This is a genomic window from Methyloversatilis universalis EHg5 (assembly GCF_000378945.1).
GTDB lineage: Bacteria > Pseudomonadota > Gammaproteobacteria > Burkholderiales > Rhodocyclaceae > Methyloversatilis > Methyloversatilis universalis_A.
Map to the genome: position 1 here is coordinate 3901048 of NZ_KB900539.1, position 25266 is coordinate 3926313.

Annotated in this window: 25 protein-coding genes; 11 read left to right on the plus strand and 14 right to left on the minus strand. The window is 67.6% G+C overall.

Features of this window, described 5'->3' with window-relative positions; all coding sequences use genetic code 11:
• Nucleotides 1-63: 63 nt before the first annotated feature.
• Nucleotides 64-1812 (plus strand): pyrroloquinoline quinone-dependent dehydrogenase, encoded by a 1749-nt coding sequence (locus METUNV2_RS0117770; protein ID WP_018230825.1) that lies wholly within the window; start codon nt 64-66, stop codon nt 1810-1812.
• On the opposite strand, the gene METUNV2_RS0117775 is transcribed toward METUNV2_RS0117770, so the two are convergent.
• Nucleotides 1787-2347, minus strand: coding sequence for a GNAT family N-acetyltransferase (locus METUNV2_RS0117775; RefSeq protein WP_018230826.1), 561 nt, complete (start codon nt 2345-2347; stop codon nt 1787-1789). The two genes, METUNV2_RS0117770 and METUNV2_RS0117775, sit on opposite strands and share 26 nt — an antisense overlap.
• Before the next feature lie 207 nt (nt 2348-2554).
• Between METUNV2_RS0117775 and METUNV2_RS0117780 the strand changes: the two genes are divergently transcribed.
• The 3 genes from METUNV2_RS0117780 to METUNV2_RS0117790 all read left to right on the plus strand — a co-directional run bounded on the left by METUNV2_RS0117780 (nt 2555) and on the right by METUNV2_RS0117790 (nt 5924).
• Nucleotides 2555-4558, plus strand: a complete 2004-nt coding sequence (locus METUNV2_RS0117780; protein WP_018230827.1) for a methyl-accepting chemotaxis protein — start codon at nt 2555-2557, stop codon at nt 4556-4558.
• A gap of 125 nt (nt 4559-4683) precedes the next feature.
• The gene (locus tag METUNV2_RS0117785; protein ID WP_018230828.1) at nt 4684-5136 is read left to right on the plus strand and encodes a ferritin-like domain-containing protein; all 453 of its coding nucleotides are present in this window, start codon (nt 4684-4686) and stop codon (nt 5134-5136) included.
• 134 nt (nt 5137-5270) lie between these two features.
• Nucleotides 5271-5924, plus strand: coding sequence for a PEPxxWA-CTERM sorting domain-containing protein (locus METUNV2_RS0117790; RefSeq protein ID WP_026188266.1), 654 nt, complete (start codon nt 5271-5273; stop codon nt 5922-5924).
• A gap of 60 nt (nt 5925-5984) precedes the next feature.
• On the opposite strand, the gene METUNV2_RS0117795 is transcribed toward METUNV2_RS0117790, so the two are convergent.
• The 7 genes from METUNV2_RS0117795 to METUNV2_RS0117825 form a co-directional block, all read right to left on the minus strand.
• Complete coding sequence (locus METUNV2_RS0117795) at nt 5985-6359, minus strand: hypothetical protein (protein ID WP_018230830.1); 375 nt, start codon at nt 6357-6359, stop codon at nt 5985-5987.
• Nucleotides 6360-6408: 49 nt separating this feature from the next.
• Nucleotides 6409-6903 carry a hypothetical protein gene (locus tag METUNV2_RS0117800; protein ID WP_157281597.1) on the minus strand — a complete coding sequence of 165 codons (495 nt, stop codon included), beginning with the start codon at nt 6901-6903 and terminating at the stop codon, nt 6409-6411.
• Nucleotides 6904-6990: 87 nt separating this feature from the next.
• Nucleotides 6991-7455 carry a DoxX family protein gene (locus METUNV2_RS0117805; RefSeq protein WP_018230832.1) on the minus strand — a complete coding sequence of 155 codons (465 nt, stop codon included), beginning with the start codon at nt 7453-7455 and terminating at the stop codon, nt 6991-6993.
• Nucleotides 7455-8237 carry an HvfC/BufC N-terminal domain-containing protein gene (locus METUNV2_RS0117810; RefSeq protein WP_026188267.1) on the minus strand — a complete coding sequence of 261 codons (783 nt, stop codon included), beginning with the start codon at nt 8235-8237 and terminating at the stop codon, nt 7455-7457. Before METUNV2_RS0117810 ends, METUNV2_RS0117805 begins: the two co-directional genes overlap by 1 nt.
• Complete coding sequence (gene bufB, locus METUNV2_RS0117815; RefSeq protein WP_018230834.1) at nt 8221-9063, minus strand: MNIO family bufferin maturase; 843 nt, start codon at nt 9061-9063, stop codon at nt 8221-8223. Before bufB ends, METUNV2_RS0117810 begins: the two co-directional genes overlap by 17 nt.
• Nucleotides 9064-9080: 17 nt before the next feature.
• On the minus strand, nt 9081-9347 hold the full coding sequence (locus tag METUNV2_RS0117820; RefSeq protein WP_018230835.1) for a BufA1 family periplasmic bufferin-type metallophore: 267 nt from the start codon (nt 9345-9347) through the stop codon (nt 9081-9083).
• Between the two features lie 94 nt (nt 9348-9441).
• Entirely contained in the window at nt 9442-10332 is an 891-nt protein-coding gene (locus METUNV2_RS0117825; protein ID WP_018230836.1) for an ROK family protein, read from the minus strand.
• A gap of 27 nt (nt 10333-10359) precedes the next feature.
• On the opposite strand from METUNV2_RS0117825, the gene METUNV2_RS0117830 reads away from it, so the two are divergent.
• The 3 genes from METUNV2_RS0117830 (at nt 10360) to METUNV2_RS0117840 (ending at nt 11389) form a co-directional block, all read left to right on the plus strand.
• Nucleotides 10360-10728 carry a DUF1840 domain-containing protein gene (locus METUNV2_RS0117830; RefSeq protein WP_232415711.1) on the plus strand — a complete coding sequence of 123 codons (369 nt, stop codon included), beginning with the start codon at nt 10360-10362 and terminating at the stop codon, nt 10726-10728.
• A gap of 95 nt (nt 10729-10823) precedes the next feature.
• The gene (locus tag METUNV2_RS0117835) at nt 10824-11210 is read left to right on the plus strand and encodes an Hpt domain-containing protein (protein WP_018230838.1); all 387 of its coding nucleotides are present in this window, start codon (nt 10824-10826) and stop codon (nt 11208-11210) included.
• A complete protein-coding gene (locus METUNV2_RS0117840) occupies nt 11207-11389 on the plus strand; it encodes an oxidoreductase-like domain-containing protein (RefSeq protein WP_018230839.1) in 183 nt (60 codons plus the stop codon). Before METUNV2_RS0117835 ends, METUNV2_RS0117840 begins: the two co-directional genes overlap by 4 nt.
• 71 nt (nt 11390-11460) lie before the next feature.
• Here METUNV2_RS0117840 and METUNV2_RS0117845 read toward each other — a convergent pair whose 3' ends face one another.
• The 5 genes from METUNV2_RS0117845 to METUNV2_RS0117865 all read right to left on the minus strand — a co-directional run bounded on the left by METUNV2_RS0117845 (nt 11461) and on the right by METUNV2_RS0117865 (nt 17835).
• Complete coding sequence (locus tag METUNV2_RS0117845) at nt 11461-11799, minus strand: P-II family nitrogen regulator (protein ID WP_018230840.1); 339 nt, start codon at nt 11797-11799, stop codon at nt 11461-11463.
• A 28-nt stretch (nt 11800-11827) separates the two neighbouring features.
• The gene (locus tag METUNV2_RS0117850; RefSeq protein ID WP_018230841.1) at nt 11828-14929 is read right to left on the minus strand and encodes an efflux RND transporter permease subunit; all 3102 of its coding nucleotides are present in this window, start codon (nt 14927-14929) and stop codon (nt 11828-11830) included.
• Nucleotides 14930-14968: 39 nt separating this feature from the next.
• Nucleotides 14969-16126, minus strand: coding sequence for an efflux RND transporter periplasmic adaptor subunit (locus METUNV2_RS0117855; RefSeq protein ID WP_018230842.1), 1158 nt, complete (start codon nt 16124-16126; stop codon nt 14969-14971).
• Between the two features lie 43 nt (nt 16127-16169).
• A complete protein-coding gene (locus METUNV2_RS0117860) occupies nt 16170-17393 on the minus strand; it encodes a TolC family protein (RefSeq protein ID WP_232415713.1) in 1224 nt (407 codons plus the stop codon).
• Nucleotides 17394-17511: 118 nt separating this feature from the next.
• On the minus strand, nt 17512-17835 hold the full coding sequence (locus METUNV2_RS0117865; protein WP_036271225.1) for a hypothetical protein: 324 nt from the start codon (nt 17833-17835) through the stop codon (nt 17512-17514).
• 217 nt (nt 17836-18052) lie between these two features.
• Here METUNV2_RS0117865 and METUNV2_RS0117870 point away from each other — a divergent pair, with 217 nt between their 5' ends.
• Genes METUNV2_RS0117870 through lipA form a run of 4 tightly spaced genes read left to right on the plus strand, consistent with a single transcriptional unit; the run spans nt 18053 to nt 21090 of the window.
• Nucleotides 18053-19189: a D-alanyl-D-alanine carboxypeptidase family protein gene (locus tag METUNV2_RS0117870; RefSeq protein ID WP_018230845.1), complete on the plus strand. Its 1137-nt coding sequence runs from the start codon at nt 18053-18055 to the stop codon at nt 19187-19189.
• A gap of 23 nt (nt 19190-19212) precedes the next feature.
• The gene (locus METUNV2_RS0117875; RefSeq protein WP_018230846.1) at nt 19213-19500 is read left to right on the plus strand and encodes a YbeD family protein; all 288 of its coding nucleotides are present in this window, start codon (nt 19213-19215) and stop codon (nt 19498-19500) included.
• Nucleotides 19497-20117, plus strand: a complete 621-nt coding sequence (gene lipB / locus METUNV2_RS0117880) for a lipoyl(octanoyl) transferase LipB (protein ID WP_018230847.1) — start codon at nt 19497-19499, stop codon at nt 20115-20117. Before METUNV2_RS0117875 ends, lipB begins: the two co-directional genes overlap by 4 nt.
• A gap of 13 nt (nt 20118-20130) precedes the next feature.
• Nucleotides 20131-21090: a lipoyl synthase gene (lipA, locus tag METUNV2_RS0117885; RefSeq protein ID WP_018230848.1), complete on the plus strand. Its 960-nt coding sequence runs from the start codon at nt 20131-20133 to the stop codon at nt 21088-21090.
• Here the strand turns inward: lipA and METUNV2_RS0117890 are convergent.
• Complete coding sequence (locus METUNV2_RS0117890) at nt 21087-25265, minus strand: response regulator (RefSeq protein WP_018230849.1); 4179 nt, start codon at nt 25263-25265, stop codon at nt 21087-21089. The genes lipA and METUNV2_RS0117890 overlap by 4 nt on opposite strands.
• Between the last annotated feature and the right edge of the window lies 1 nt (nt 25266).

Here is a 25266-nt window from a genome sequence, read left to right on the forward strand (position 1 = left end):
ATGCGTGCCTCAACGCGACAGGGCGAGCCTATCATCGCCGCTTTCGGTGCCCCGGAAACCGCCATGCGTCCCCTCCTGTCCGCTACGCTGTTCGTCACGCTGCTGTGCGCCCCGCTCGTTCATGCCGCCGACCGCGACTGGCCCACCTTCGGCCTGGACCACGCCAACACCCGACTGGCCGACCTGCCGGGCATCACGCCGAAAAGCGTAAAGAAGCTGGTGCCGAAGTGGATCTACCAGAGCGGCATCGCCGCCACCTTCCAGGCCACGCCCATCGTGACCGGCGGGACCATGTACGTGTCGTTGCCCGGCTCGCACGTGGTGGCACTCGATGCGCGCACCGGCGCCGAACGCTGGCGCTACACCCACAGCAAGCGCAGCGACAAGCTGTGCTGCGGCCCGGCCAACCGCGGGGTTGCGGTAGACGACGGCCGCGTCTTCGTCGCCACCGTGGATGCCCGGCTGGTGGCGCTGGATGCGGCGAGCGGCAAGCCGCTGTGGGACATCGAACTGGCCCGGCCGGACAACGCGATCACCGAAAGCGGCGCCGGCATCAAGGGCGAGGTGGGCGGCGGCTCGGGCGTGGGTGCTGCGGCAGCACCACTGGTGATCGACGGCAAGGTGATCGTCGGCATCAACGGCGTGGGCTACGGCCTGCACATCGACGCCCAGGGTCGCGCCGGCCAGCTGGCGGCGGTGGTGGGCATCGCCGGCAAGTATGGCGGCATCGGCTTTCTGGCCGCCTTTGACGCGAAGACCGGCCAGCGGGTGTGGCAGTTCGACACCGTGCGCAAGCCGGCGGATGGCGGCTGGGAAGGCGATTTCGTCGAACGCACCGGCGACGGCCTGCCGCTGAACCGGAACATCGCGGAAGAGCGCGCCAACGCCGATCGCCACCGCGACGCCTGGGAATACGGCGGCGGCTCGGTGTGGAACGCGCCGGCCTATGACGCGAAGACCGGCCTGCTCTACTTCGGCACCGGCAACCCCAGCCCGCAGATCAACGACAGCACGCGTCCGGGCGACAATCTGTATACCGCCTCGCTGGTGGCGGTCGATGCGAAGACCGGCCGCTACGCCTGGCACTGGCAGCAGATTCCGCACGACAAGTGGGGCTATGACGTCGCCAGCCCGCCGGTGCTGTTCGACCACCGCGAGCCGGGCGGGCGCGTGGTGCCGGCGGTCGGTCAGGCGTCCAAGCTGGGCTGGTTCTACGTGCACGACCGCGCAACCGGCGCGTTGCTGTACCGCTCGGACGCCTTCGTGCCGCAGGACAACCTGTTCGCGGCGGCCAGCCGCGAAGGCACCCGCATCACGCCGGGCGTGGCGGGCGGCGTGAACTGGTCACCGGCAGCGGTGGATGGCGGCCGCGGCCTGGCCTTCGTCGCGGCCATGCACATGCCGATGCGCTACTGGATCAAGGAAAGCGCGGCCACCACCGACCGCCCGGCCGGTCGCTACGACAGCATGGAGCCGGCGGACGAGGCCCGCTGGGGTGTGCTGGCGGCACTGGACCTGAAGCAGCGCGGCCGGCTGCGCTGGAGCGTGAAGACCGACCAGCCGCTGATCGGCGGCGTGCTGGCGCTGAAATCGGGCGTGGTGTTCACCGGCGAAGGCAACGGCCATCTGTCCGCCTTCGACAGCCTCTCCGGCAAACGCCTGTGGCGCTTCCAGACCGGCGCCGGCGTGAACGCGCCACCCATAGGCTATGTGCTGGACGGCAAGCCCTACATTGCGGTGGCTGCCGGCGGCAGCGCGATCTGGGGCTACCGTCAGGGTGACGCGGTCATCGTGTTCGGGCTGCCGGACTGAGCGGCGCGCGGCCCTTCAGCAGCCGGCGCAGCGCCGGCGGGTCCAGCCGCATCACGTATTCCAGTCCATCGACATCGTCGATGAAGGAGGCGATGCGGAAGAAGCCCGTCGCCGCGAGCAGCGTGCATGAGGCGATGTTGTCCGGCTTGACCGAGGCGATGAAGCGCGGCACGCCGTGCTCGACATGGGCCCAGCGCAGCAGCGCCTGCAGCGCTTCACGGGCGTAACCCTGCCGGCGGTAGGGGGGATAGACCGCATAGCCGATTTCCACGCCGTCGCGCGCGTACGGCGCCAGATAGTCGGGCGCCGGCCGGGTGTGGAAACCGGCGTGGCCCACCATTTCACCGCTGTCGCGCAGCACCAGCGCGCGCACCGACCAGGGCGCGTACTCGGGGTCGGCCGTCAGATCAGCCAGTCGCAGCGCGGCCAGATCGTGCTCAGCACACCAGTCCGGTGCCACCGCAGCCCCCAGCAGCGGCGACAGCAGCTGAACACCGGCGCCCTCGGCCGACGCGCGCAGGAAGTCAGCGCTCATCGGTTTCAGCAGCAGGCGGGGTGTCTGGATATCCACGGCGAGAAAAGCGCAAGCAGGACGGGCTGCCACGATAGCCGCTCGCCACGAACGTATCCAGTCCGCGACATTTTTTGTGTGCTGTGCACAAAAGATTCTTTTAAAGAAACATTGAAGAAACATTTGTTGACCGCCGTCAACAGTAAGTCCCTAACGAAAGAGGTCGCGATCATGACGCTCTCCTCCCTGAGCCTGCGTACCAAGCTGCTGGCTGCAACGGTGATTACCGTGCTGCTCTGTTTTTCGGTCACCCTGGGTGTGCTGGCCTGGCGCAGCCAGCAGGCCGTGCTCGAACAGGGCCTGGCTCGCGCCGAAGGCGTGGCCGCGGCCACCGCACACGACGTGGGTGCCCGCCTGGACGGTGCCCTGGCCGTGTCCTCCACCCTTGCGCTGTCCCTGGAAGGCCTGCGCGCCAAGGGCGTACCGGACCGCGAAGCGGTGAACCGCCAGCTGCGCCGCACGCTGGACGGCCGTCCGGGCCTGCTCGGCGTCTACACCGGCTGGGAAGCGAATGCCTTTGACGGCCGAGACGCCGAATTCGCCGGCACGCCAGGCCACGATGCCAGCGGCCGCTTCGTGCCTTACTGGAACCGCAGCGGCAATACGCTGAATCTGGAGCCGCTGGTCGATTACGACAAACCGGGCGCCGGTGACTACTACCAGCAGCCGAAGAAGACCGGCCGCGCCTTCCTGGCCGAGCCCTATGAGTACGTGGTCGGCGGCAGCAAGATGCTGATCACCTCGCTGGTGGTGCCGCTGCAGGTGAATGGCCGCTTCGCCGGCATCGCCGGTGTGGACATGGGCCTGGGCGCGCTGGCTGAGGATCTGGGGCGCGTGCGCCCGTTCGATGTCGGCACGGTGGCGCTGTACGCACCGTCGGGCCTGGTGGTTGCCCACCCGGACGCTGCCCGCATCGGTAAGCCGGCCGAAGGTCTGCCGGAAGAAGCGCTGGCCGCGCTGCGCGAAGGCCGCGCGCTGCAATGGAAGGATGCCGCCGGCGTGCGCCACTTCCTGCAGCGCGTTTCGCTGACCGACAGCGACGCCTGGTGGGGCAGCGTGGTGTCGGTGCCCGAATCGGTCATCACCGCATCGGCCGATGCGCTGCGCAACACCGCCATCGTGATGGGCATCATCAGCGTGCTGCTGACCGCCGGCGTGCTTTTCCTGCTGCTGCGCGCGCTCACCCGCCCGCTGCAGACCCTGGCCGACGCCATGCAGGCGCTGGCCGGCGGCGAGGGCGACCTCACCCGCCGCCTGCCGGATACCGGCAGCCAGGACGAACTGGGCCAGGTATCGCGCTCGGTGAATGCCTTCCTCGGCAGCCTGCAGCGCATGTTCATTGAAGTGCGCGACCAGAGCCAGACGCTGGTGGGTGGCATCCGCGAGGTGTCCGACGCCACCGGCCGCATTGCCGACAGCTCGCGCACGCTGGCCGGCACCACCGGCGACAACGCGGCCACGATCGAGGAAATCACGGTATCCATCGGCCACATCGCCGGCCACGCCGGCGAAGCCAACGGCGTCATGCTGGACACCTGTGCCGCCTCGCAGCGCAGCGGCATGGTGGTGCAGGACATGCAGTCCCATATGCGGGACATCGCCGGCAGCATGGAAAACCTGGCCGGCTCGCTGAACGGCCTGGCCGAACGCTCGCTGCAGATCAACGGCATCGTGCAGGTGATCCGCGAAATCGCCGACCAGACCAATCTGCTCGCGCTCAATGCCGCGATCGAGGCAGCGCGCGCCGGCGAACAGGGCCGCGGTTTCGCGGTCGTGGCCGACGAGGTACGCAAGCTGGCCGAACGCACCAGCAGCGCCACCACTGAAATCCGCGACATGATCGACGCCATGCGCAGCGACACCGGTGAAGCGGTCAGCAGCATGCACACGACCCGTGAAGCGGTTGAAGCCGGGGTCGAACGCGCCGCCCGCGTGGCCGAGGAAATCGCCGGCATCGAGGCGGGCATGCAGCGCGCCGCCGAACGGGTGCGCGAAATCGCCGAAGCCACGCAGGAACAGTCGGCCGCCACCACCGCGCTGGCGCAGTCGGCCGAACAGGCGTCCGGCGTGGTGCAGAGCACCGACGACGCGATCCAGCACACCTCGGAAACCCTGAGCCAGATCGGTCGCGCGTCCGACCACCTGGGCGATCTGGTCGGCCGCTTCCGGCTGTAAGCCGCGGCAGTCGTCGGCGCAGGACTACGCGGCCCTGCGCCGTACGCCCACAGGCGCACGGCACTCACCCTCCTAGCATGGGGATCCGGCGGTTACGGCCGCGTCCCCATGTCAGGAGAACGCCCATGAGTGCAACGCACTACACCGACACCCTGAACGCGCTGATCGAAACCTGCCGCGACGGCGAGTACGGCTTCAACGAATGCGCGACACGCGCGCGCGCCAGTCAGCTGAAGGCGTTGTTCCGCGCACGGGCCGATGCCTATCGCTGCGCGGCGGACACGCTGCAGAACGTGGTGTCGAGTGGCGGCGTCGAGCCGGATACCGGTGGTTCGGTCGGCGGTGCGCTGCATCGCAGCTGGGTCGGCCTGCGCAGCGCACTGACCGGCGACGACAACGTGGCCATGCTGAACGAAGCCGAACGCACCGAAGACCGGGCGCTGCTGCGCTACCGTGACGCGCTGTCGCGGTCGCTGCCGGCCGACGTCCGGCTCGTGGTCGAGCACCAGCTGCTGGCGGTACGCCACAGCCACGACCGCATCTGTCTGCTGCGCGACCAGTACCGCGCCGTAGCCTGAAGGCAGCCAGCCGCCGGCGCAACACGCACGCGGGAAGAAATGCCACGAATTGCACACCCCCCTGTTTGCGGGGCTTGACCGCAGATCCGGCCACGCCATCATGGACGGACAACATCCAACACAGAGGTCAGCCCATGAAACGCATACACGCCCTCGCCACGTCTTTGCTGCTTGCGGCCGGCGTCGCCCAGGCCGCCACGGTGCACAGCGAGGATTTCGAATCGGGCAACAAATCGGCCGGCTGGAGCGGCGCCGGGACGGTGCAATCGACCGGCAGCTTCGCCAGCCTCGGTTTCGGCGAGCAGCATCTGCGGGTCGAAGGCGACAGCGCCGCGGTGCTCACGCTGAACAATCTGGGCGCACACAGCACCCTCACGCTGAGCTTCGATCTGGTGCTGTGGGACAGCATCGACGGCAATGCCGGCGGTTTCCCGTACGGCGACCTGTTTCAGCTGCGTGCCGACAACGTGACCCTGATCGAACAGCTGTTCGGCAATTACGGTACGAACGGCTCGGAAGGCCCGGGCAGCACGCTGGTCCAGAACGACGCCAACCGCGGCTATGGCGGCTGGGTGGACAGCGCCCGCCGGGTGCAGCTCACCTTCGCCCACAGCGCCGAGACCGTGCGCTTCGAATTCCGCTATCCGAACAGCCAGGGGTCGTCCGACGAGTCCTTCGGTCTCGACAATCTGCAGGTCAGCATCACGCCGGTGCCGGAACCCGGCAGCTGGGCGCTGCTGCTGGGCGGCCTCGGCCTGGTCGGTCTGGCGTCCCGCCGCCGCGTCTGATCCGGCTCACCGCCAATAAAAAGGCTGCCCGCGGGCAGCCTTTTTTGCGCCCCTCTGTATTCAGCGCGACAGCGCGGTCGCCAGCGACACGCCGACCGCCACCAGCAGCCCGGCACCGGCCACCGTCAGCAGACGGATGCGCAGCCGCAGCCCGCCCACCTCGCGCACCAGCTGCGCATTCTGTTCGGCCAGCGAGCGGATGAGCTGTGACGCGGCCTGCGCTTCCTTCTGCAGTTCGGCCACCGCCTGTTCCAGCGCCACGATCCGGGCGTCGGCACCGCTGGCGGGCGGCACCGGCGGCGCATCGTCTTCCCTGCGTCGCTTTCCAGCCACCCGGTCCCACAGCGCATTCGCGCCCTGCACCACGGTCGGCGCGGCGGCGATCACGTCGCCCCACGGCACCGCCTTGACCGCACCCAGCCAGCCTATCGCCATCGTTCAACCCCGTTGCGGAAACATCCGGAGACTACCTCAGGCGCCGGCCTCACCAGCTGCCGAGGTCCACGCCGAAGGTAAACAGCACGCCGGCGGTGCCGAGCAGCGCCACCTGGGCGCTGTAGCGGTCGACCTGGTAGCCCAGCGCCGGAATGACCGCGAACGCGGTGCCTTTGTGGTTGAACGGAATCTTGTCCTCGTAGCGACCGGTATAGCCGAGCAGCGCGCCGGCGGTCACCTTCACGTACAGATTGGAGCTGATGCCGTCCAGATCCCAGCGCTTGCCGGCGTAGTAGTACTCGGTCGGCTGATCGAAGGAATTGCGCAGAAAGGACGCTCCGGCCAGCCAGCGCGACGGCGCCATGTATTCCAGACCGACCATGGCGGGCGTGTTGTTGTGCTCGGGATCGCGGTCCCAGTGATGAACGTAGGGACCGAACTGCAGACTGAGCACATGGCCTTCGTCGGCCTGTGCCGGCAGCGCGCAGACGCACGCTGCGAGTGCCGCACAGCATGCGGCGATCGTTTTCTTCTGTTTGTTCATCATGGCTTGCCCGGGTTCAATGTCTGTCGGGCAGGCATGCTGCCCGTCATGTTCCCCGGATGGCGGAGGGCTGTGTTGCCGGATGTTTCACCGGGCCATGCGCCGGGCAGCGATCAGGTGGTCGACCGACAGCGCTCCGGGCCCGAAGGCGAACAGCGCCAGCAGACCGGCACCCCAGGCGATGTGCGACTGCAGCGCGGCCGGGCAGTCGAAGCCGAACAGCGCCGGGTAGGACAGTACCGCCATCGCATTCACCACCGTCAGACCCAGCGCCGCGAAACGGCCGGCCAGGCCGAGCGCCAGCAGCGGCGGCAGCAGCAGTTCGCCGGCCGTGCCCATGAACGCGGCAAGCGCCGGCGGCAACACGGGCACCGCGTACTCCTCGGTGAACAGATAGAGCGTGGTATCCCAGTCGGCGATCTTGGTCAGTCCGGAGCGGAAGAACACCGACGCGAGGTAAAGCCGCAGCGCGAGCAGCAGCAGCGGGCGCAGCAGGTCGGCCGCGCGCACCAGTGGCGCCGACAGGTCGTACAGACGGAACAGGGCGTTCATCACAAATCCTCCTCAAGGTCGATCGAATGCAGCCAGCCAGCGTCCAGCGCCTGGGCGAAGGCCGGACCCGGATCGAATGCGGGGTCGACGGCACAGGCGGTCGCCCACGCTCCGGCAACGGATGTGCGCCCGTACAGCGCCTGCCACAGCGCGCACGCCGCCGGCGCCAGTGCGGCCACCCGTACCCGCCAGCCCTCGCGCCACACCACTGCGCACTGGGCCTGTGTCAGATCGATGCCGGCCAGCGCATCGGCTTCTTCGGTATGGCGCAACCAGATGTCGGCCACCGGCCATCCGCTCGACATCAGCGCGAAGCCGGGCACGAAGCGCAGACGCGCCCGTGCCAGCGCATCCGCATCGAGACCGGCCAACAGCCGGCCGTCGGCCGGCTCGGCGTCCGCAGCGGTGGACGCCTGATGGATAGCCCACTCCAGACGCGCGACGTCAGGCAGATAAGGCAGCGCGCGTATCGGCTCGAAGCCATCGAGGAAGGCCGGAAAGCCGGCGCCGTAGCGGTTCAGGTCGCCCTCGGTGGACGGACTGCTGTCGCGAAAGCGGCGGGCCAGCGCATCGAAAAAATCATCGCCGGTGATCTGCGCGCACACCGGGAATGCCAGACGCACCGCGGCGATCGCGTTGGCCACCGCCGTAGCGCGATAGACCGACAGCAGCGCCCGGTTGCGCGCCGGGTCGCCGGCCAGCAGCGGCAGCGCGTCCGCCTCGCCGGCGGCGTCGGTCAGTGCGGCGCCGAAGCGCCGCTGCACCTCACGCAGCGCGGACATGGCCCGCCTCCCGCGCAGCCACACGGCCGGCATCGCCGGCGCGAGTGGCCTCATCCAGCAACAGGTCGAGCGACGGCAGATCGGTGTCCCACTCGACCAGCACCGGCGCGCGCACGCCGGCTGCACGCACCGCGCGCAGCAGGGCCCACACCGCGTCGCACACCCGGCTGCCATGGGTGTCGATCAGCCCGTATTCAGTCTGCGCGTGGCCGGCGACATGGATTTCGCCGACCGCATGCATCGGCAGCCGGGCCAGCGCATCGAAGGCGTCCTCGCCGAAATTGCAGGCATTGACGTACAGATTGTTCAGATCCAGCAGCAGGCCGCAGCCGGTCAGGCACACCAGTTCAGACAGGAAATCGGCTTCGCTCATTTCGCTGTCGCGAAAGCGTACGTAGGCCGAAAGGTTCTCGACCAGCAGCGGCCGCTTCAGCCTGTCCTGCACCGCCGACACCCGCGCCGCGACCAGAGACAGCGCCTCGGCGGTATAGGGAAAGGGCAGCAGGTCGTTGAAATGGCGCCCGTCGATGCGTCCCCAGCACAGATGTTCCGACACCCGGGCCGGGTCGATCCGTTCGACCAGCGCAGCCAGCCGGTCGACATGAGCGGCATCGCCCCCGTCGGCCGACGCCAGCGCCAGGCCGACGCCATGCAGGCTGACCGGGTAGTGCGCGCGCGCGCGTTCGAGCACGCCGAGCGAGGCGCCGCCCGCGTGAAAGAAGTTCTCGCTGTGCACCTCGACGAAACCGAGCGGCGGACGTTCGGCCAGCAGCTGCGCATAGTGCGGCTGGCGCAGGCCGATGCCGGTGGCCAGGTCGAGGTTCATCTCGCGAGCCCTGCCGTTCAGCGGCCGGGGGCCGCCATCTTGCCGCCCATCTTTTCGCAGGTGCCAGCCGGCACGAGCTTCCATTCATTCGGATCGTTGTCGGCCTTGGCCTGGCCGGCGCAGCTGTGGCTGCCGTTGGCGGTTGCGCAGTCGTTGGCGCCTTTTTTCGCGACGCCAAAACACTTCTCCTTGGCGGCCTTGTCTTCGGCCAGCACCGGATTGGCGACCACGCCGAGGGCCAGGACGGAAGCGAGGGCAGCGTGCAGCGCGACGGATTTGTTCATCTGGAAACTCCTTGAGTCGTGAAGGGAAAACCCTGAGGCCAGGGGACATGCACCGCAGTAGACCGGCAGGGCGGTGATTCCTTACAGCGCCCGCTCACCACAGCCAGGCCGCGCCGCGCACGCCGGACGAATCGCCGTGAAGCGGCGGCCGCAGCCGGGTGGCGATGGCGTCGGAAAACACGTGCGGCACCCAGCGCAGCGGGACGTTGCGGTACAGGCGGTCGAGCGATGACAAACCGCCACCGAGCACGATCACGTCCGGATCGAGCAGATTGATCACGCCGGCCAGCGCGCGCGCCAGCCGGGTTTCGTAGCGCACCAGCGTTGCTTCGCAGGCGGCGTCGCCAGCCACGGCACGACCGACGATGGCTTCGGGCGTGACCGCCTCGCCCGCGACGCGCAGGTGATCGGCTGCCAGCGCCGGGCCGGACAGCCAGGTTTCGACGCAACCGCGGCGGCCGCAGTAGCAGGCTGGCGCCACACCCGCGCTGTCCTCGCCCGGTGGCAGCGGGTTGTGGCCCCACTCGCCGGCGATGCCGTTGGCGCCGTTCAGCACCTGACCCTTCACCACCACACCGCCGCCGACACCAGTGCCGAGGATGACGCCGAACACCACCGCGCCCCCCTGCCCGGCGCCATCTACCGCTTCGGACAGCGCGAAGCAGTTGGCGTCGTTCGCCATGCGGATTTCGCGGCCCAGTGCCGCCTCAAGATCCTGCTTCAGGGGCTGGCCGTTCAGGCAGGTGGAATTGGCATTGCGCATCCGGCCATCGACCGGCGACCGCGAACCGGGCGTGCCGATGCCGACCGACGCACGCGTTCCCAGCTCCGCCTCGGCCTGCGCCACCATGGCCGCGATCTGCGCCACGGTGCCCGGATAATCGCCAGCCGGTGTCGGCGCACGACGGCGCAGCCGCACCGTGCCGTCGTCGGCCAGCGCGATCAGTTCGATCTTGGTGCCGCCGAGATCCACGCCTATGCGCATGGCGCACCCCACCGCTTCCGCGCGACAATGCGCCGCATTCCCTTCCGTCTTCCGCACGCCATGATCGTCACCTTCAAGTCACGCGCCACCGCCGACACCCTGATGTTCGGCGACAACGCCCGCCAGCTGCTTGCACTGATGGGCAAGCCTTTCGAGCCGCAGGGGATTATCACGCCTGAACAGCTGCCGGCTGCGCTTGACGCGCTCAAACGGGCGGCTGAAGACAGCCGGGTGGCGCAGCGCGCGCAACCGGACGACGACGCCGACACCGAAGACCGCCCGCCGGCGATGGTGATGCCGGTGTCACTGGCCCAGCGCGCGGTACCGCTGATCGAACAGATGGAGCGCTCGCTGCGCGCCAACCAGCCGGTCACCTGGGAAAGTCAGGGGCAGTAAGCCGGAGCCACCTGCACCAGGCCGGCATTCAAGCGGCGGCGGCACCGGCCGTATACCCGGCTCATGTGCGCCTGCGGGCGCTTCCCGGTAACGCCATGACCGCCTCCGCTACACCGCTCACATTCGATGCCGCGTCGGCACCGGTTTTCGATCGCGCCCGGCTGGAAGAGCTGAAATCCATGCTCGGGTCGGCGCTGGCCGAGGTGCTGCGCGCCTGGCTGGTCGACGTACCGGCGCTGATCGCCGCATTGCAGGCCGCCTGCGACCGTTGCGACGCGGCACAGGCCATCATCACCGCGCACGCACTGAAAGGCAGCTGCAGCAATGTGGGGGCACTCCGCCTGCAGGCGCTGGCACGCGATATCGAGCACCGGTTGCGCGATCAGCCCTCCGACTGCAGCGCAGCATCGATTGCACTGGCGCAGTTGCATGCCGAGTACGAGAATGCCGCCGGTTTCATTCGCACACGACTGGATCGATGACCGAACTGCTGCTGGACGACCCGGCGCCCGTCGCGCCCGACATGCCCTCCGAATCCGAATGCTGCGAATCCGGCTGCGAACGCTGCGTCTGGACCGTGTATCAGGAAAGCAAGCTGGAATACGAGCGGCTGTACGCCGCCTGGCTGGAACGCCATCCGGACGCCCGGCCGAAGATCTGACCCCATGAAAAAGCCCCGCAGCCGCCCGAACGGACGCGCTGCGGGGCTGCAGGGACGATGCGTCGCCGGCCTCAGCCGTGCGGCGAACCCACCGTCGTCTTGTTGATGAACACCGCCCGGTCCACCGGCACCACCCACACCAGACCGTCGCCGGTCTGGCCGGTGCAGGCCACGTTGATGATGCGGCGGACAATTTCGTCCACCAGTTCGTCCGGCGACACGATTTCGATGCGCACCTTGGCCGAATAGTCGGTCAGCTCTTCCTTGATGTTGTGCGGCGCGTGCGTGCTCGGTGCGCCAAAGCCCTCGACCTTGGCGACGCTCATGCCGGGAAAGCCCTGCATTTCGCGCAGCACGGTGCGCAGCTTGGGCAGCTTGTTGGGCCGGATGATGGCGCGGATTTCCTTCATGACGTGATCTCCAGTAACTCTTGGGCGCTCAGGCCTCGAACGGCTTGTCGTCGAACCAGGTGTACAGCGCCGGTACCACCACCAGCGTCAGCAGCGTGCAGGTGATCAGACCGCCGATCACCACGATGGCCAGCGGCCTCTGCACCTCCGAACCCGGACCGGTCGCGAACAGGAAGGGCACCAGGCCCAGCAGCGCCACGGTGGCGGTCATCATGACCGGGCGGAAACGCATCTTGGCGCCCTGCACCACTGCCTGCATCAGCTCCATGCCCTCGTTGCGCAGGCCGCGGATGTAGGACACCAGCACCACACCATTCAGCGTGGCGATACCCCACAGCGCGATGAAGCCCACCGACGCCGGCACCGACAGATATTCGCCGCTGATGAACAGGCCGATCACGCCGCCGATGGACGCGAACGGCAGCACCGTGATGATGAGCGTGGCGAAGCGCAGTGAGCCGAACAGCAGGAAGAGCAGGAAGAAAATGGCTGCCACGGTGATCGGCACGATGACCGACAGGTGGCCGAGCGCGCGCTCCATGTTCTGGAACTGGCCGCCCCACTCGAAGTAGTAGGCCTCGGGCAGCTGCACCTGGGCCTTCACCTTCTGCTGCAGTTCGGCCACGAAGCCACCGAGGTCGCGATTGGCCACGTTGATGCCGATCACGATGCGACGCTTGCCGGTTTCGCGCGAAATCTGCGCCGGCCCGTCGCGCACATCGATGGTGGCCAGACTGGACAGCGGAATGCCGGCGCCATCCGAGGTCGGCACCAGCATGTTGCGGATGGACTCGATATTGTCGCGGAAGCGTTCCGGCAGACGCACCACCGCGGCAAAACGGCGCTCGCCCTCGAACACGTCGGTCACGTGGCGACCGCCGATCGCGGCTTCGATCAGGTCGTTCACGTCGCCCACGTTCAGGCCGTAGCGCGCGATGGTCGGGCGGTCGATCTCCACCGTCAGGTACTGCTGGCCGGTCACCCGCTCGATCTTGATTTCGCTCGCGCCGGGCACCGCGCGCGCAACCCGCGCGATCTCGTCCGCCTTGGCTTTCAGCAGATCGAGGTCGTCGCCGAAAATCTTCACCGCAACGTCGGCACGCACCCCGGTCACCATTTCATCGACGCGGTCGGAAATCGGCTGCGCCATGATGATGTTCACGCCGGGCAGGGCGTTCAGCTTCTCGCGCATCGCCTCCTGAATGGTTTCCTGCGTCCAGCCCTCCGGCCATTCGTCGCGCGGTTTCAGCGAAACGATGGGCGTGGACTCGTTCTGCGACTGCGGGTCAGCCGGCGACTCGCCGCGACCGACACCGGACACCGCAGACTTCACGCCCGGCACTTCCATCACCAGTCGCATCGCCTCGCGTTCCATGCGCAGCGATTCGGCCAGCGAAATGTTGGGCACGCGGTCCATCGCCGGCACCACCGACCCTTCCTTCATTTCCGGAATGAAGGCGGTACCGAGCAGCGGCAGCAGCATGATGGCGCCGACGAAGGCAGCGACCGCGAGCAGCACCGTTTTCTTGGTGTTGCGCACCGCCCATTCAAGCATCGGCACGTAGGGCTTCTTCAGCATGCGGATGAGCCAGGTGTCGTGGTCGGCACCGCCCTTGAGCAGATAGCTGGACAGCACCGGCGTCAGCGTGAGCGACAGCACCAGCGACACGAACAGCGCGATGGCGATGGTGTAGGCCAGCGGCGCGAACATCTTGCCTTCCATGCCCTGCAGCGTCATCAGCGGCAGGAACACCAGAATGATGATGCCGATGCCGAAAATGACCGGCGTGGCCACTTCCATCACTGCGGACAGAATGACGCGGATGCGGCTTTCGCCTTCTTCCTTCGCGTGGCCGAGGCGTTCGAAGGCGTTCTCGACCACCACTACCGAACCGTCCACCATCAGACCGATGGCGATCGCCAGACCCCCCAGCGACATCAGGTTGGCCGACAGTCCCAACTGGTTCATCGCCATGAAGGTGACCAGCGGCGTCACCACCAGCGTGGCGATCACGATGACCGAGGATCGAAGGTCGCCGAGGAACAGGTAGAGCACGATGACGACGAAGATGACACCTTCGATCAGCACCTTGATCACGGTGGCCAGCGCCGCGTCGACCAGTTCGGAACGGTCGTAGTAGGCCTCGATCTTCAGGCCGCCGGGCAGCATGTTGTTGTCGTTGATTTCGGCCACTTTCTTCTTGATGTCCGAAACCACCGCCTTGGCATTGCCGCCGGCCATCATCATGACCACGCCGCCGACTGCCTCGGTGCTGCCGTTCTTCACCACCGCACCGACCCGCACCGCGTGGCCGAAGGCCACTTCGGCCACGTCACGGATGAATACCGGCGTGCCGTCGACCTCCTTCACCACGATGAGGCGGATGTCGTCCAGGTTCTTCACCAGACCGACGCCGCGTATCAGGTACTGCTCGGCGTTCTGCGGCAGCACGCCGCCGCCCGCATTGGCGTTGTTGCGCGCCAGCGCCTCGTACACGTCCTTCACCGTCAGGTGGTAGTGGCGCAGGCGGTCCGGATTGACCAGCACCTTGTACTGCTTCTGGTAACCGCCCTGCGAGTTGATTTCGGCGACGCCGGTGGTCGAACGCAGCAGCGGGCGCACCACCCAGTCCTGCACGGTGCGGCGCTCGGTCAGCTCCTGCTGGGTCAGTTCGCGCTCGCCGTCATCCGGCCGCACCAGCGTGTACTGGTAGACCTCGCCCAGGCCGGTGGACACCGGCCCCAGCACCGGCACCACGCCCTGCGGCATGCGGTCGCGCACTTCGAGCAGACGCTCCATCACCAGCTGGCGCGCGAAATAGACGTCGGTCTTGTCGGTGAACACCAGCGTGATCAGCGACAGGCCCGGCTTGTTCAGCGAACGCATCTCGACCAGCCCGGGCAGGCCGGTCATGCCGATCTCGACCGGCACCGTGATGAAGCGCTCCACCTCTTCCGGCGAACGGCCGGTGGCGTCGGTGGCGATCTGCACCTGAACGTTGGTCACGTCGGGGAAGGCATCCACCGACAGCTTGCGCGCCGCGTCCAGGCCGAAGGCCAGCAGACACAGCGCGACGACGACGAGGACGAGGCGCTGCTTGAGCGCCCCGCGCACGAGGGATTCAATCATGGCGGCTCCAGTTCATCCGTTGGGCAAGGGCGAGGGCACTCATTCGAGTTCCTTGCGCTTGCGCTCGTTGTTCAGATGAAAGGCGCCATCGGTCACCACCTTCGTGCCTTCGGCCACACCCCCCAGCACCGGACGCATGTCGCCGATGGCCGCAGCCAGCGCAACCTCGGTCAGCTTGTACTGCTGCGCACCGACCTCGACGAACACGTAGTCCTTGTTGTTCTCGCGCACCACTGCGGTGGCAGGCACCACCAGCCGTGCGGTGGGCCGGGCTTCGATCAGCACCGTGGCCAGCATGGCCGGCTTCAGTGCGCGGTCACTGTTGTCGAGCTCGCTGCGCACCATGACCGTGCGGGTGGCCGGATTGACGGTGTCGGCGATGAAGATGAGCTTGGCGGTGAGCTGCTGGCCCAGCGCCGGAATCTCGACCTGGATGTTCTGGCCCGGACGCACCGCGGCCGCCTGCTGTTCGGGCACTTCCGCCACCACCCAGACGCGCGACAGATCGGCCACCGAGAACATGATTTCGCTGGGCTGCACCACCTGGCCCTGGGTCACCCGGCGTTCGACCACGGTGCCGGCCATGGTGGCCACCACCGGCGACACCGAATTGATGGTGCCGTTGGACGACAGTTTTTCCAGCGACTTTGCCGACACGCCGAGCACCCGCAGCTGGTCGGCCGCGGCGCGCTGTTCGGCGCGGGAAATCGACAGTTCGCTCTCGCGGCGCTGCAGTTCGGCGCTGCCGATCACGTCGGCTGCGAACAGCTGCTGCGCACGCTCCACGTTGCGTTCGTTCAGCTGCGCCTGTGCGCGTGCCTTCATGTAGGTGAGCTGGGCCGCGCCCAGTTCGGTGCTGTTCAGCACGGCCAGCGTGTCGCCCACCTTCACCTGCTGGCCGAGCGTGGCCTGCAGTTCGGTCACGCGGCCGGTCACGGTGGCGCCGATGCGGGTGACCCGCTGTTCGTCGAAATCGACCTGGCCGGCCACGCGCAGCGTGTCCGACAGTTCGACCTTGGCAACCGTGCCAAGCTTGATGATGTTGCCGAGGTTGTCGCCGGCCTTCACCAGATTGGGGTCGGCGGGCGCTTCGACCTTGGCCGGCGCGGCCTTGTCGGCCTCGCCGGAGCAGGCGGTGAGCACGAGGGCGGCGCCGAGCAGGCCGGCACACAGCAGGGGACGTTGGGTCAGTTTCATGATGTGGACTGTCTGAATGGGGGGAATGTGCTTGCCGCCGGCGTCAGCGCACGGCGCCCAGTCGCTCGATCTCGGCGACTGCGTTGATCAGCTCGTAGCGCGCGCTGATGAGTTCGTTGCGGGCGGCACGGAACACGCGCTGCGCGTCGAGGAAGTCGAGGATGCCGCGCTCGCCGAACTTGTAGGCTGCTTCAGCCACCCTCAGCGCCGCTTCCGCTTCGCGCAGGATGCCGGTTTCCAGCGCCACCACCTGGGTACGCGACAGTTCGTACTGACGGTAGGCCGCGTCCAGCTGCCGCTCCAGTTCGAACACGCGGCCTTCGAGCGCCATCCGGTTGCGTTCCGCCTGGGCGCTGGCCTGGGCGATCGGGCCCTGGCGGCGATCGAACAGTGGCACGGTCACCGCGACGCCGATGCGGTTGGCGTCGTATTCCGGATCGCGGTCGCGGCCAAGCTTGAACGACAGGTCGGGCATGCGGCGCAGCTTTTCCAGTTCCAGCTGCTGGCCGGCACGGTCGATCTCGGCACGCAGCCGGGCGATGTCCGGGTTGCGCGCCAGCATGTCATCGCGCATCTGCGCCAGCGGCGGCAGCGCCACTTCGCTGGCCAGTACGCCGTCCAGCTCGTAGTCCGCCGGCAGCGCGCCGCCGGTCAGCGCACGCAGCCGGGCCTTGGCCTGGGCAATGCGCAGTTCGGCCGAATCGGCGTTCTTCTGCGCGTTGAGCAGTTCGGTGTCGGCCTTGATCAGTTCATAGCGCGGCGCCTCGCCGGTATTGACCCGCACTTCCACCCGGTTGCGGATGGCGCGCGCCAGTTCCAGGTCTTCGCGCGCAGCGCGCAGTTCGCTCTGGTGGCGGATGACCGCGTAAAAGGACTGCTTGAGCCGGGCCAGCAGATCGACTTCGTAGGACAGCGCGCCGGACTGCGCGGACAGCACGCCGGCTTCCGCCACGCGCAGACGGGCGTCTCGCTGCGACGGATAGTCGAAGCGCTGGGTCACGGTGACCGAGCCGAGCGAACCGGGCTCAAGGCCGGGGCCGCGCGCGCTGCGGTCGCCGCCGCTCACTTCCAGTTCGGGGTTGGGATAGGCGCGCGCAGTCAGCGTGTCGGCACGGCTGACGTCGATGTCGGCACGGGCGGCGCCGAGCGAAGCATTGGATTGCAGGGCCAGCGACTTGAGCTGGTCCAGCGTGTAGCGCTCGGCAGCCCCTGCTGCGTGCGTACACAGGCCGATTGCGGCCATGAGGGCAATGGCTGTTTTTTTCATGAGTGTTGTGCCCTGACGGGATGAACGGAACATGCACGCGCGCGCACCGGCTGCGAGACCGGTGCCACGAAGCGGCGTGTGGACTGCGGACTGCCGGCGCAAACGACCGGCAGGGGAATCAGACCGGCCTGGGCGGCCTGAGCGGTACCCGTGCCGGTTCCGGCTCGAGCAGGGAGGGAATCAGGGAAGAGTGTTCCGGCCGCGCTTCGCGCCCGGCCGAACGGATCACTTCGGCGACGAATGAATCCGGCGGGTCGCCCGCCAGATCCAGCCGGTACATGAGCGCACCGTAGGCGTCGGTCGGCACGTCGTCCGGCGATTCGGCTACGGTACAGCGCACGCACTGTTCCGGTGCATGCGCGAGCGCATCCTGCCCGGACCACAGCGTGGTCAGGGCCAGCACCAGGGTGCCGATCAACAGGGCGATACGCGCAATACTCATCGGGCCGTCGGAGGGGGCTCACAACAATTAAGTTCCCGTTAATGAAAACACCGAACCACGCTGCGCTGCAAGATGAAACCGGCCGGAACCGCTGTTCGATACATCCGGAAGCAGCTTCCATGCCGGCAGCCGGCCGCGCTTTGGTAGACTGTCGGCCTTCACCGTCTGCCTCCTGTGGCAGGGCCTTTTCCGTTTGTCCGACCGAAGCCCCGAACCCATGCTCAAGCTGTTGCGCTGCACCGCGCTTCTCGTGTCTGCCCTTATTCCGCTCACCGCGTCTGCCGACCTGATTCCACCGCCGCAGCCCGATGCCCGGGCCTGGCTGCTGATCGACCACGAATCCGGCGCCGTGCTGGCGCAGGCGCGTCCGGACGAAAAGGTCGAACCGGCATCGCTGACCAAGCTGATGACCGCCTACCTGACCTTCAAATCGCTGAAGAACGGCCAGCTCAAGCCCAACCAGGCGGTGCCGGTCAGCGTCGCGGCCTGGAAGACCGGCGGCTCCAAGATGTTCATCGCGCCGGACAAGCCGGTCACGGTCGATGAACTGATCCGCGGCATGATCATCCAGTCCGGCAACGACGCCTGCGTCGCGCTGGCCGAAGCCATCGCCGGTTCGGAAGCCGCCTTCGCGCAGATGATGAATGCCGAGGCGAAGCGCCTGGGCATGGCCGGCACGCAGTACCGCAATTCGACCGGCCTGACCGAGGACGGCCATTACACGACCGCGCGCGACCTCGCCATCCTGGCGCGCGCGCTGATTCATGACTTCCCCGAGTACTACCCGCTGTACTCGACGCTGGATTACACCTACAACGGGATCAAGCAGGGCAACCGCAACCGGCTGCTGACCATGGACCGCAGCGTGGACGGCATGAAGACCGGCCACACCGACGCCGCCGGCTGGTGCCTGGTGTCGTCGGCCAAGCGCGACGGCCGCCGCATCGTATCGGTGCTGCTGGGTGCGCCGAACGAGAAGGGCCGCATCGAGTCGTCGGCCGCGCTTCTGAACTATGGCTACAACGCCTGGGAAAACGCCCGCCTCGCGCTGGCCGAGGAAGTGCTGGAAACGCCTGCGGTCTACAAGGGTGCGGCAGCCAGCGTGCAGGTCGGCCCCGCCGCCGACGCCGTCGTGACCGTGCCGCGCGGCCAGGCCGGCAAGGTCACCCGCGAGATCGTCGTCGACAAGCCGGTCATCGCCCCGGTCGCCGCCGGCCAGAAGCTGGGCACGCTGAAAGTGGCCATCGACGGCAAGCCGGCGGGCGAATACCCGCTGGTGGCCAAGGTGGCGGTCGAGGAAGGCGGCTTCTTCCGCCGCATCTGGGACACGATCCGGCTCTGGCTGGGTCTCTGAGCACCGCCGCCGAGGACAGCACCATGGCCGATCAGCCGCAGCAGACGTCGCGCGCCGACACGCTGCTCGAATTCCCGACCGACTTCCCGCTCAAGATCATGGGCGAGCGGCATGACGATTTCGCCCAGGTGGTGGTCGAGGTGGTGCTGCGCCACGCGCCGGATTTCGACCCGGCCACACTGGGCATGCGCCCCTCGTCCGGCGGCCGCTACATCGGCCTCACCGCCACCATACGCGCGACGTCGAAGGCGCAGCTGGATGCGCTCTACACGGAACTGAGCGCCCACCCGATGGTGAAGGTCGTCCTGTGACCGCCGTCGTCCGCGCGCTGGGCCGGATGGAGTACACGCCGGTCTGGCAGGACATGCAGGCCTTCACCGCGGCCCGCGGCGCCGACACGCCGGACGAGTTCTGGCTGGTCGAACACCCGCCAGTGTTCACGCTCGGCCTGGCCGGCAAGCGCGAGCACCTGTTGCGCGAAGTCGGCGTGCCGGTGGTCGACAGCGACCGCGGCGGTCAGGTGACCTATCACGGCCCCGGCCAGGTGGTCATCTACACGCTGGTGGATCTCAAGCGCGCCGGCCTCGGCGTGCGCGAAATGGTGAGCAGCATCGAACAGGCCGTGATCGACCTGCTCGCCACGCACGGCCTTGCCTCGCAGCGGCGCGCCGGTGCACCCGGCGTCTATGTCGGCGAGGGCGACGACGAAGCCAAGATTTCCGCACTCGGCCTGCGCATCCGCAACGGCCGCACCTACCACGGCGTGTCGCTGAACGTCGATATGGACCTGACACCGTTTACCGCGATCAACCCCTGCGGTTACAGTGGGCTGCGCGTCACACAGACGCGCGATCTCGGCATTGACCTCCCACCGGAGGCGATCTGCCGGCAACTGACCGACGCGCTACAGCGCGCCCTCTACGCATAGGTAACTACCCGCCATGAGCGACACCGCCTACGACCCGACCGAAAAGCAGAAAGGCTCGCTGAAGACCGCCCGCATCCCGATCAAGGTGGTGCCGGCCGAAACGCTGCGCAAGCCTGACTGGATACGGGTGCGCGCCGCGCGCCACGACAGCCGCTTCGGCGAGATCAAGCAGATCCTGCGCGACAGCGGCCTGCACACCGTGTGCGAAGAAGCCAGCTGTCCGAACATCGGCGAGTGCTTCGGCGGCGGCACCGCCACCTTCATGATCATGGGCGACAAGTGCACCCGCCGCTGCCCCTTCTGCGACGTGGGCCATGGCCGCCCTGACCCGCTGGACACCGAAGAGCCGCTGAAGCTGGCGAAAACCATCGGCGCGCTGAAGCTGAACTACGTGGTGATCACCAGCGTGGACCGCGACGACCTGCGCGACGGCGGTGCACAGCACTTCGTCGACTGCATCCGTGCGGTGCGCGAACATTCGCCGCGCACGCAGATCGAGGTGCTGGTGCCGGACTTTCGCGGCCGGCTGGACATCGCGCTGTCCATCCTCGACGCCGCGCCGCCCGACGTGATGAACCACAATCTGGAAACCGTGCCACGGCTGTACAAGATGGCGCGCCCGGGCTCCGATTACGCGCATTCGCTGGAACTGCTACGCCAGTTCGGCGCCCGCCACCCGGAAGTGCCGACCAAGAGCGGCCTGATGCTGGGGCTGGGTGAAACCGACGAGGAAATCCTCGAGGTGATGCGCGACATGCGTGCGCACAACGTGCAGATGCTCACGCTGGGCCAGTACCTGCAGCCCTCCGGCGGCCATCTGCCGGTGCTGCGCTACGTGCATCCGGACACCTTCGCGATGTTCGAGCGCGAAGCGACGGCGATGGGTTTCAGCCACGCCGCCTGTGGCCCGCTGGTGCGCTCCAGCTACCACGCCGACCAGCAGGCACACGCCGCCGGTCTGACCACCGACTAGTTCGCCTCCCCGCGCGCCGCCTCCAGGCGGCGCAGTGCACTTTCGAAATCGAACTGGGCGATCGCGCTTTCGATCACCGGCAGCTGGGCGCCAAGCGCGCGCAGCAGCCCGGCCCTCTCTTCGGCCACCAGACGGGTCGCTGCGTAATCACCGTGTTCGAGCAGGCGAGCCAGACGATCGAGCAGTTCGACATTCGCCCGGGACGACGCCTGCTGCGACACCCCGGTCTCCTCCGGCCCGGCGATGGCGGAATCCTCCTCGACCGGTGGCAGCGCCTGCTTCAGCCCGTCGATCAGCGGCTTCATCTGATCGCGCACACGGTCCAGCAGCACCGCCAGCTCGTCGTTGGGCCGACGGCCACGCAGCGCCGATTCGAGCAGCGCGGCCGCCTGCTGCAGCCCGTCCGCACCGATATTGCCGGCCACGCTCTTGAGCGAATGCACCTGGCGCTCGACGCTGGCCAGATCGTTCGCCTGCAGCGCGGCCACCATCATTTCCAGATGCTGTTCGCCGGCAACGAAGCGACGCAGCAGACCGAGATAGACCGCGGGCTTGCCGAGCACACGCTTGAGCCCGACCTCGGTGTTCAGCCCTTCGATATGCGGCAGTTCGATCTGCGGCGACACCCGTGAGGGCAGCATCGGCTCTTCCCGGCGGTCGCGCTCCAAAACCGGATTGCGCGGCCGTATCCAGCGCAGCAGCTTGGCCCACAGATCCTGCGGATCGATCGGTTTGGCGATATGGTCGTTCATGCCGGCATCGAGGCAGGCCTCAACATCTTCCCGCATGGCATTGGCGGTCATGGCGACGATGGGCAGGCCGGCCAGTTCGGGCATGTCGCGCATGCGCCGGGTCGCGGTGAGGCCGTCCATCACCGGCATCTGCATGTCCATCAGCACGATGTCGTAGTGCCCCTCCGCCACCGTAGCCAGCGCCACCGAACCATCTTCGGCGACGTCGATCACCAGCCCGGATTCGCTCAGCAGCTCACGCGCGACCTCGCGGTTCAGTTCGTTGTCCTCCACCAGCAGCACGCGCGCACCGGCCAGCGTGGCCATTTCCGCCGGCAGGTCGGACGCACCGGCGCCGGCCGGCCGGCCTTCGTCGCCGGCCAGCACCCGCATCGTGGTGTCGAACAGCACCGATGCATTGACCGGCTTGATCAGCACGTCGTCAATGCCGACCGCTCGCGCCTGCAGCAGCAGGTCTTCACGGCCGAAGGCAGTGACCATGACCAGCCGCGGCGGATGGGCGAGGCCGAGCGCGCGGATCTGCCGGGCTGCTTCGATGCCGTCCATGATGGGCATCTGCCAGTCGAGATAGACCACGTCGTACGGGCGGCCTTCGGTGGCCGCGCGCCGCACCTCCTCGACCGCGCTCCAGGCATTGACCCGGTCTTCGGTGAAGAAAGACATGCTGCGCAGCAGATTGCCGATCACCTCTCGCGCATAGTCGTTGTCGTCGACGATGAGCACGCGGCGGCCGCGCAGGTCAGGATGGGGCAGCAGCTCCCGCTTCTGCCGCGCGCTGCGGCCGAGACGGGCGGTGAACCAGAAGGTCGAACCCTGGCCGGGCACGCTGTCGACCCCCACTTCGCCCTGCATCAGCTCGGCCAGCTTGCGGCAGATGGCCAGCCCCAGGCCGGTGCCGCCGTACTTGCGGGTGGTCGAACTGTCGGCCTGCTGGAAGCTTTCGAACAGGCGGGCGCTCTGGTCTGCCGTCAGGCCGATGCCGGTGTCGCGCACCTCGAAGCGCAGCCGCACCGCATCATCCCTTTCCTCGACCATGCGCAGCTTGAGCACGATTTCGCCGCGCTCGGTGAACTTGACCGCATTGTTGGTGTAGTTGATCAGGATCTGACCCAGCCGCACCGGATCGCCGACCAGGAAATCGGGCGCGGCCGGGTCGATGTCGAACATCAGCTCCAGCCCCTTGGCCGCGCTCTTCTCGATCACCAGCGCGGCCACGTTGTCGAGCACCTTCTCCAGCTCAAATTCGATGTGCTCGACCGTCATCTTGCCGGCCTCGATCTTCGAGAAATCGAGGATGTCGTTGATCACGCCGAGCAGGTGCTGGCTGGACAGCTGAATCTTCTTCATGAAGTCGCGCTGACGGGGCGTCAGCTCGGTCTTCATCACCAGATGCGACATGCCGATGATGGCGTTCATCGGCGTGCGGATTTCATGGCTCATATTGGCCAGGAAATCAGACTTCATGCGGGTCGCATCTTCCGCAAGCTCTTTGGCGCGCTTCAGCGCCGCTTCGGCTTCGCGCTCGGCGGTGATGTCGTCCACCATCCAGACCGAGCCCTTGTCCGGGTCCGCCGGATCGATCGCGTGGCCGGTGATGCGCGCCCAGAACAGCCGGCCGTCGCGCCGCACCAGCTGCAGTTCGTGCCGCATCGTCTCGCCACGCCAGATCGGGCCGTAGGCGGCGCGACCGGTGGCGGCCCAGCTCTCGTCGTCGGGATACCACACCCGGGTCGGCTGGCCGATCAATTCGCCATCCGGATAGCCGAAGATTTCGTGCAGCCTGCGGTTGCAGCGCTGCTGCGTACGGTCGCGCACCAGCACGATGCCCGAGGTTGCGGAATCGAGGATGGCGCGCTGTTCCTCGTGCGCCACACGCAGCGTGTCCTGCGCGATCTTCTGCAGATCCAGCTGGCGCGCCAGCGCCTTCTGCGCGTCGATGCGATCGGTGATGTCGCGCAGCGCGCTGGCGATCAGCATGCCGCCTTCGGTCTGGATGGGGCTGAGGCTGATTTCCACTGGCACCTCGCGGCCGTCGGCCGTAAGGGCACGCAGCACGCCGGCACCATCGCCCATGAAACGCATGCGCGCGTCGCGTACGAAGCCCTCGCGCATCGCCGGGTGAGCGGCACGATGCGTGTGCGGAATCAGCATTTCCACCGTCCTGCCCAGCATGTCGCCCCGGGCGTAGCCGAAGAAACGCTCGGCCTGGAGATTCACCATGACGATGACGCCCTTCGCGTCGGTAATCACCATCGGATCCGGCGTCGAATCGAGCAGGGCATGGAACTGCTGTTCGCGCGTCCGCACGCCGGCTTCGGCCTCGACCCGGCGGCTGATGTCGGAAAACAGCGCGAAGGTGAATGCGGTTCCGGCTTCGCTGGCCGTACTGCCATCGACCAGGCAGGGCACGGAGCTGCCGTCCGGACGGCGCAGTGAAAGCTCCATGCTGAAATCGCCGTGCGGCGGCAACGTGCCGGCCGCGATCAGGTCACGCAGCGCGCGACCGGCCAGTTCGCCGCTGGTCAGGCCGGTGAGCCGGCTCATCGCCGCATTGCTGTCGACGATGAGCCCCCCGGCGTCGATCACGACGAAACCCTGTCGGGTGGTGGCCAGGATGGCGTCGGAACGACGGCGCTCGCGGGCAATGCGTTCGCCCGAACGCATGAACAGCAGGGCGCCGGCAATGATGACGCAGGTCACGACGCCGACGCCCAGCGCCAGCGTGGTCGGACTGACCGCACTCACCTCGCCGGGCATGTCGGCCGGCAGGAAGACCGCTGCCTCGATCGCGATGTAATGCATGCTGGCGATGGCCAGCCCGAGTACGGTGCCGCCCAGCAGCGAGGACAGCCAGCCGCGGTGCGGGTGCACGCCGCGTGCGATGAAGGCACGCAGCTGCAGCGCCGCGACCGCGAGCACGATGGCGGCGACCAGGGACAGCGCGAACAGCGCCGGGTCGTAATGCAGCACGCCCTCGAGCCGGATGGCCGACATGCCGCTGTAGTGCATCAGACCGATACCGCAGCCGATCACCACGCCGCCGCACAGCAGCAGCCCGGTACCCGGCTCGTCACGAGCGATCAGATGCAGGGCCACCATGGCCGCAACGATGGCCGGCAGCATGGACAGGGCGGTCATCCACGGATCGTAGGACACCGCGCAGTCGAGCCTGAAAGCCAGCATGCCGATGAAATGCATGGCCCATACGCCGAGGCCGAACATCATCGCGGCCAGCGTCGCCCAGAGCCGGCGATGGTCCGAGCCGATCATGCGGCGCACGATCTCGAGCGCGGCAAAGGAGGAGAAGACCGCGATCAGCAGCGACAGCAGCACCAGCCGGTAGTCGTAGCTGCTGTGGAAGGCGCGGTCCAGCACATCGGTCGCGCGGATGAAGCTGACGTCGACGCCGGGAAGCAGCTTCATG

Coding starts and splice junctions, on each gene's coding strand:
- METUNV2_RS0117860 (WP_232415713.1), bottom strand. CDS start 17,393: ATGAAAAAAACAGCCATTGCCCTCATGGCCGCAATCGGCCTGTGTACG.
- METUNV2_RS0117785 (WP_018230828.1), top strand. CDS start 4,684: ATGAGTGCAACGCACTACACCGACACCCTGAACGCGCTGATCGAAACC.
- METUNV2_RS0117875 (WP_018230846.1), top strand. CDS start 19,213: ATGGCCGATCAGCCGCAGCAGACGTCGCGCGCCGACACGCTGCTCGAA.
- METUNV2_RS0117795 (WP_018230830.1), bottom strand. CDS start 6,359: ATGGCGATAGGCTGGCTGGGTGCGGTCAAGGCGGTGCCGTGGGGCGAC.
- METUNV2_RS0117865 (WP_036271225.1), bottom strand. CDS start 17,835: ATGAGTATTGCGCGTATCGCCCTGTTGATCGGCACCCTGGTGCTGGCC.
- METUNV2_RS0117805 (WP_018230832.1), bottom strand. CDS start 7,455: ATGAACGCCCTGTTCCGTCTGTACGACCTGTCGGCGCCACTGGTGCGC.
- METUNV2_RS0117850 (WP_018230841.1), bottom strand. CDS start 14,929: ATGATTGAATCCCTCGTGCGCGGGGCGCTCAAGCAGCGCCTCGTCCTC.
- METUNV2_RS0117840 (WP_018230839.1), top strand. CDS start 11,207: ATGACCGAACTGCTGCTGGACGACCCGGCGCCCGTCGCGCCCGACATG.
- METUNV2_RS0117870 (WP_018230845.1), top strand. CDS start 18,053: ATGCTCAAGCTGTTGCGCTGCACCGCGCTTCTCGTGTCTGCCCTTATT.
- METUNV2_RS0117820 (WP_018230835.1), bottom strand. CDS start 9,347: ATGAACAAATCCGTCGCGCTGCACGCTGCCCTCGCTTCCGTCCTGGCC.
- METUNV2_RS0117770 (WP_018230825.1), top strand. CDS start 64: ATGCGTCCCCTCCTGTCCGCTACGCTGTTCGTCACGCTGCTGTGCGCC.
- bufB (WP_018230834.1), bottom strand. CDS start 9,063: ATGAACCTCGACCTGGCCACCGGCATCGGCCTGCGCCAGCCGCACTAT.
- METUNV2_RS0117830 (WP_232415711.1), top strand. CDS start 10,360: ATGCGCCGCATTCCCTTCCGTCTTCCGCACGCCATGATCGTCACCTTC.
- METUNV2_RS0117825 (WP_018230836.1), bottom strand. CDS start 10,332: ATGCGCATAGGCGTGGATCTCGGCGGCACCAAGATCGAACTGATCGCG.
- METUNV2_RS0117790 (WP_026188266.1), top strand. CDS start 5,271: ATGAAACGCATACACGCCCTCGCCACGTCTTTGCTGCTTGCGGCCGGC.
- METUNV2_RS0117780 (WP_018230827.1), top strand. CDS start 2,555: ATGACGCTCTCCTCCCTGAGCCTGCGTACCAAGCTGCTGGCTGCAACG.
- lipA (WP_018230848.1), top strand. CDS start 20,131: ATGAGCGACACCGCCTACGACCCGACCGAAAAGCAGAAAGGCTCGCTG.
- METUNV2_RS0117845 (WP_018230840.1), bottom strand. CDS start 11,799: ATGAAGGAAATCCGCGCCATCATCCGGCCCAACAAGCTGCCCAAGCTG.
- METUNV2_RS0117775 (WP_018230826.1), bottom strand. CDS start 2,347: ATGAGCGCTGACTTCCTGCGCGCGTCGGCCGAGGGCGCCGGTGTTCAG.
- METUNV2_RS0117810 (WP_026188267.1), bottom strand. CDS start 8,237: ATGTCCGCGCTGCGTGAGGTGCAGCGGCGCTTCGGCGCCGCACTGACC.
- METUNV2_RS0117890 (WP_018230849.1), bottom strand. CDS start 25,265: ATGAAGCTGCTTCCCGGCGTCGACGTCAGCTTCATCCGCGCGACCGAT.
- METUNV2_RS0117835 (WP_018230838.1), top strand. CDS start 10,824: ATGACCGCCTCCGCTACACCGCTCACATTCGATGCCGCGTCGGCACCG.
- METUNV2_RS0117800 (WP_157281597.1), bottom strand. CDS start 6,903: ATGAACAAACAGAAGAAAACGATCGCCGCATGCTGTGCGGCACTCGCA.
- METUNV2_RS0117855 (WP_018230842.1), bottom strand. CDS start 16,126: ATGAAACTGACCCAACGTCCCCTGCTGTGTGCCGGCCTGCTCGGCGCC.